The sequence below is a fragment of the Endozoicomonas sp. ONNA2 genome, assembly GCF_024606365.1.
Lineage (GTDB): Bacteria > Pseudomonadota > Gammaproteobacteria > Pseudomonadales > Endozoicomonadaceae > Endozoicomonas.
The window spans coordinates 1-5,661 of the sequence record NZ_JAHHPO010000675.1 but is presented as its reverse complement, the minus strand read 5'-3'; the positions used below and the strand labels follow the sequence as shown (position 1 = coordinate 5,661).

General features: G+C 50.3%; 6 protein-coding genes. 5 read left to right on the top strand and 1 reads right to left on the bottom strand.

Translation table 11 applies throughout. The features are described 5' to 3' along the window. Nucleotides 1-172 precede the first annotated feature (172 nt). The 4 genes from accB (at nucleotide 173) to KDK14_RS11800 (ending at nucleotide 4,249) form a co-directional block, all read left to right on the top strand. Nucleotides 173-640 carry an acetyl-CoA carboxylase biotin carboxyl carrier protein gene (gene accB / locus KDK14_RS11815; RefSeq protein WP_257265324.1) on the top strand — a complete coding sequence of 156 codons (468 nt, stop codon included), beginning with the start codon at nucleotides 173-175 and terminating at the stop codon, nucleotides 638-640. A gap of 21 nt (nucleotides 641-661) precedes the next feature. Next, a complete protein-coding gene (gene accC / locus KDK14_RS11810) occupies nucleotides 662-2,002 on the top strand; it encodes an acetyl-CoA carboxylase biotin carboxylase subunit (protein WP_257265323.1) in 1,341 nt (446 codons plus the stop codon). A 167-nt stretch (nucleotides 2,003-2,169) separates the two neighbouring features. Continuing rightward, entirely contained in the window at nucleotides 2,170-3,054 is an 885-nt protein-coding gene (gene prmA, locus KDK14_RS11805; protein ID WP_257265322.1) for a 50S ribosomal protein L11 methyltransferase, read from the top strand. A gap of 154 nt (nucleotides 3,055-3,208) precedes the next feature. Next, nucleotides 3,209-4,249, top strand: coding sequence for a DUF3426 domain-containing protein (locus KDK14_RS11800; protein ID WP_257265321.1), 1,041 nt, complete (start codon nucleotides 3,209-3,211; stop codon nucleotides 4,247-4,249). A gap of 315 nt (nucleotides 4,250-4,564) precedes the next feature. On the opposite strand, the gene KDK14_RS11795 is transcribed toward KDK14_RS11800, so the two are convergent. Further along, nucleotides 4,565-4,993, bottom strand: coding sequence for an Rrf2 family transcriptional regulator (locus KDK14_RS11795; protein WP_257265320.1), 429 nt, complete (start codon nucleotides 4,991-4,993; stop codon nucleotides 4,565-4,567). A 94-nt stretch (nucleotides 4,994-5,087) separates the two neighbouring features. Between KDK14_RS11795 and KDK14_RS11790 the strand changes: the two genes are divergently transcribed. After that, nucleotides 5,088-5,639: a globin domain-containing protein gene (locus tag KDK14_RS11790; protein WP_257265319.1), complete on the top strand. Its 552-nt coding sequence runs from the start codon at nucleotides 5,088-5,090 to the stop codon at nucleotides 5,637-5,639. The last annotated feature ends 22 nt before the right edge of the window (nucleotides 5,640-5,661 follow it).

The window sequence follows — 5,661 nt, the reverse complement described above, 5'->3', positions numbered from 1 at the left end:
AGCAACGCAGGAGCAGTTGCCGCGTAGGGCAGTCTATTCTCGGACAGCCTCCCGGCCGCACTGTCGGGCAAAAACTGACCACCGGGGACCCTGCACTCAACATGTTTGGTTTTCGGTAAAATCAACTCTGCTGGCCGACCACAACTGCCAGTACCAGCATTTGAGACTGACAATGGATATCAGAAAAGTAAAAAAGCTCATTGAGCTACTGGAAGAATCAGGAATTGATGAACTTGAGATCCACGAGGGTGAAGAGTCTGTTCGTATCAGCCGCTATTCGAAAAATGCCCATGCTGCTGCAGCCCATATTGCTGCAGCCCATGTTGCTTACCCGACACCCGCACCAGCGCCAACACCTGTGCCGGCAACAGAAACGGCAGCCTCGGTAACGGAACCGGCAACTTCCGGTCACCAGATCAAGTCTCCCATGGTTGGCACCTTCTACAGCGCCCCGTCACCGGATGCGCCTGACTTCGCCAAGGTCGGTCAGCAGGTCAAGGAAGGCGATGTGCTCTGCATTGTTGAAGCCATGAAAATGATGAACCAGATCAAGGCGGACAAATCCGGCACCATTGACGCCGTTCTGGCAGAGAATGGTCAGCCTGTCGAGTTCGACCAGCCCCTGTTCACTATTGTCTGATAATCGCCTGAGAATTGCGTTATGCTCGATAAAGTCGTAATAGCCAACCGGGGCGAAATAGCTCTGCGAATATTAAGGGCCTGCAAAGAGCTTGGCATCAAGACCGTTGCGGTTCACTCCAAGGCTGATGCTAATCTCATGCATCTGCATCTGGCGGACGAGTCCGTCTGTATTGGTCCAAACAACCCGGCTGACAGCTATCTCAATATTCCTGCCATCATTAGTGCCGCCGAGGTGACTCACGCCAACGCGATTCATCCGGGATACGGCTTCCTGTCAGAAAATGCGGATTTTGCTGAACAGGTAGAACGCAGTGGCTTTACCTTTATCGGGCCTTCTGCAGACGTTATCCGCCTTATGGGGGACAAAGTCTCCGCGATCGAAGCCATGCAAAAAGCCGGTGTTCCCACGGTTCCGGGCTCTAATGGCTCACTCACTGAAGATCACAGCCATACCATGGCCATTGCCCGGGATATCGGCTACCCGGTGATCATCAAGGCCGCCGGCGGTGGTGGGGGCCGTGGTATGCGCGTGGTCTATAACGAAGAGGACCTGATCAGCTCCGTAGCCTTGACCAAATCAGAAGCCGGTGCGGCATTCAACAATGACACAGTTTACCTGGAGAAATTCCTGCAAAACCCGCGTCATGTGGAATTCCAGGTACTGGCCGATGGTCAGGGTAACGCCATTCACCTGGGTGACCGTGACTGTTCTTTGCAACGTCGTCATCAGAAGGTTATTGAAGAAGCGCCAGCCCCCGGCATTCCAGACGAGAAGCGTCAGGAGGTGGCCAGTGCCTGTATCCGTGCCTGCATCGAGCTGGGCTATAAAGGTGCTGGTACTTTTGAGTTTCTGTATGAAAATGGCAAGTTCTATTTCATTGAAATGAACACCCGGGTTCAGGTTGAACACCCGGTAACTGAACTGATCAGCGGCATCGATATTGTCAAAGAGCAGCTGAGGATTGCCAGCGGCCTGCCCCTGGGCGTTGCTCAAAGAGACATCGAACTCAAGGGCCACGCCTTCGAATGCCGGATCAACGCCGAAGACCCAAAAACCTTTATGCCATCACCTGGCAAGGTTTTACAGTTCCATGCACCGGGTGGTAATGGTGTTCGCGTTGACAGCCATCTGTACAACGGGTATAGAGTTCCTCCTTACTATGACTCACTGATCGCCAAGATCATCAGTTATGGTCCGGATCGTGAAACGGCCCTTATCCGAATGAAGAACGCACTGGATGAAACCGTTATTGACGGGATTAAAACCAATATTCCCCTTCATCAGGATCTGGTGACAGATCCTTTCTTCAAGGAAGGCGGTGTCAGCATTCACTATCTTGAGAAGAAACTGGCCGAGTGACATCCAGTGTCCCCCATGGAAAGGCCATCCGGGGGTTACTGTTTCTTTTACCGGGCGATCAATTGGTAAAAGTTAAATATCAGGGCTCCCCTTCAATAAGCCGTTTATGAATTTCTTTCCTGAAGAACAGGCCGCAATTCTCATCGCTTTACATTCTGGGTAACATAATGTCTTGGATTCAAGTCAGACTGAACACAACTTCTGAGCATGCTGAAATTCTGGAAGACCTGCTTTTGAAAGTTGGCGCCTGTGCGGTCACTCTGCAGGATGCAAAAGATCAACCGGTCTATGAACCTGAGCCAGGTACGACGCCGCTGTGGCGTAACACCGTAGTTGTAGGCTTGTTTGATGCCCTGACCCGCACCGATGATGTCATCCCATTTCTCAAGGCAAACGCCGGACTGAACCCTTTCCCTGATCACAAGGTCGAACTGTTAGAAGATAAAGACTGGGAAAGAGAGTGGATGACCCACTTCCACCCCATACAGTTTGGTGATCGCCTGTGGGTCTGCCCCAGTTGGAAAGACGTTCCCGACCCTGAGGCTGTTAACCTGATGTTGGACCCAGGTCTCGCGTTCGGCACCGGGACGCACCCCACCACGGCACTGTGCCTGCGTTGGCTGGACCAGCAGAAGAACCTGACCGGAAAAACTGTTATCGACTATGGATGTGGTTCAGGTATCCTCGCTATTGCTGCACTCCTGCTGGATGCACAATCAGCTGTCGGTGTTGATCTGGACCCGCAGGCGCTGGCAGCCACTGTCGAGAATGCCAGACGAAATAACATTCCGATGGACAAGCTGGAAGTTTTTCTGCCCGATGACGAACCAACGGATCAGGCTGATATAGTAATGGCCAACATTCTCGCTGGCCCATTGACTCAACTGTCGCACAAACTGGCCAGTCTGACGAAGAAAGGCGGTGCCATTGCTCTGTCAGGTATTCTGGCTGAGCAAGCAGATGAAATAATACAAACCTATGAACCGTGGTTTGCCATGGACACGGCAGTCACCCTTGATGACTGGGCCATGCTCTCTGGCAAGCGACGTTGATAAGCTGGCATTGATGTGATGCAGGTATGACAGAACTTGTTAACCCATGGCTTCCAATAAAAACTGTGTACCAGTGCAGTCAATTGGACTGGATTCAGTATGGGTGCTCTGATCTAATAAAAAAAGTAGCTTTAAGATCAGGTAAACAGTAAACATGACGCCGCCTAGTGTCACTTGTCCCCATTGCCAGACCATATTCCGCATTACCAATACCCAGCTCAAGGCTGCCAACGGCTCGGTTCGTTGCGGTTCATGCCTTCGGGTATTTAATGCCATAGAACAGATACCGCTCCCGAAAGAATCAGAGCAGGAAGAAGTAAACACCGCCATTGAAAACCTTGAAACAACGCCCTCATACCAGAGGACAAAACACCCGGTATCTGCTCATCCCAGAAAAGAGCCTCAGGAAACTCTGGCTGTCCAAACGCAAAAACCAGCAAAAAAACCATTGAAAAAACCGGTAAAAAGGCGGCTAGCAAAAAAGCCATTAAAAAGGAGGGTAAAAAAGCCGGATTCAAAACAACAGGAAATATCCAGAAGCAAAGATCTTAGCCCTTCCATAAAGGCAAAGGTTGCTACTGCCCCGATAGAATACGATGGCTATCACCAGCAAAACATCGAAACCATGATTCATGAGCTGAACCAGCAAGAAACCGAAAAAATCATAAACGAACAAAAGCTCCGCAGGAAAAGCGCCTACTGGGGGGGCGCGGCCTTCAGCCTGCTAATGTTGCTGGCACTGCAGTTTGCCTGGTTCAACCGTAATACGCTGTCACTGAATCCCACCCTGCGACCAGCTTATGCCATGACCTGTAACCTGCTTTCCTGCACACTTCCCCCTATAGTCAACATCAACGCCATTAAAAGTGTTGATCTTTTAGTACGCAGCCATCCTGATCAAGACAACGCCCTGCAGATAGATGCCGTAATCATCAATGAAGCCAGGCACCCACAACCGTTTCCAGATTTGAACCTGACCTTTACCGATATCAATGGTCGGCTGGTGGCTAACCGCACCTTTACCCCATCGGAATACCTCGGTGGTGAGCTGGCGGGCTCCGATGAAATGCCTGAAGAACAACCTATCCGCCTGGGGCTGGAAATTATCGACCCGGGCGAACAGGCAGTTAACTATCAGTTGACCTTCAGTGAAAACAAAGTAATACGATTTAACCAGGAGGCTGTGCGAGAATAGACTGCCCTACTGCGGTGGTAGCAAATTGGTCTAAATATCCCGCCTTATCCGGCAAATAGCACCACTATTCACTGCAAAAAACGAAATTTTTATCCTCAATTTTCTGCCATCCTCGCTACGGCCGCTATTCTCGGACAACCTCCTGGATTCGGGGCAGTTTATGAAATATCCGGGCCGGGAAGCTTTTGATTAATACTTTTTTTGAACCAAAAGGCTCACAAAGACCCAGATAAGATTCTTCCTGTTCTCTTCTCATCTTTGTGATTTTTTGGTCTTCGTGGTTTTAAATAGTCGGTTTAGCAGTCTTTTTCTTTCTCAGGCAATGGCCAGCAGCCGGATAAGCTCATTTCGGTTGCCGACCAAATCCGCCAGGCTATACCGGTTCAACACGTCCATAAAAGCCGCTACCGCTTCGGCAAGCACCCCTTTCAACTCACACCCCGGTGACATCCTGCACACCGGCTGCTCGCACTCCACCACCTTCATGGTGGTTTCCATACACCGCACCAGTTCTCCCAGGTTAATCGCTTCCGGCGGCTTACCCAGAGTGAAACCACCGCCTTTTCCTCGAAGCGTTGTGAGATACCCCTCATGACCGAGCTTATGTACGATCTTCATCACATGGTTACGAGAAATATCAAAGGTATCCGTAACTTCCCGGATCGAGAGCAACCGCCCTTCCGGTAGTAGCGCTGTATACATCAGAATGCGCAGAGCATAGTCGGTGTGTTTAGTCAGTTTCATTCAGCGTTAGACACAGTGAAAAGGTGTATATATAATGCATCTTTAATAGATGTATTTCAAATACATCTTCTTACTGTAATGCAAGAGGTGATCTATGAGCCTGAGTAAACAAACGATTCGTATCGTCAAAGCCACGGCCCCGGTTCTGGAGGAACATGGTGAAACCATTACCCGTCACTTCTACCAGCAGATGCTTAGCCAGAATCCGGAGCTGCTGAATACTTTTAACGCCACCAATCTGAAAACCGGTCGTCAACAGGCTGCCCTGGCCAATGCGATCTATGCCTATGCCTCGAATATCGACAACCCTGGTGCCCTGACTCGCGATATACAACGAATCGCCCACAAACATGTCAGCTTGAATATCCTGCCGGAACAGTACCCCACTGTTGGCAAGCACCTTCTGGAAGCCATAGCCCATGTCCTGGGCGAAACTGCAACCGATGAAATACTCCATGCCTGGAAAGAAGCCTATGGTTTTCTGGCAAATCTGTTTATCGAAGTGGAGGGCGGCATTTATCGGGAGAATGAGCAGTTAGACGGAGGCTGGCGGGGTACCCGGGAGTTCAGGGTGGTGAACAAGGTTAAGGAAAGCGATCTGATCACCTCTTTCTATTTCCTGATTACCACTGATCGTACGTCATGAATCAGCTGCTATAATAAACGTC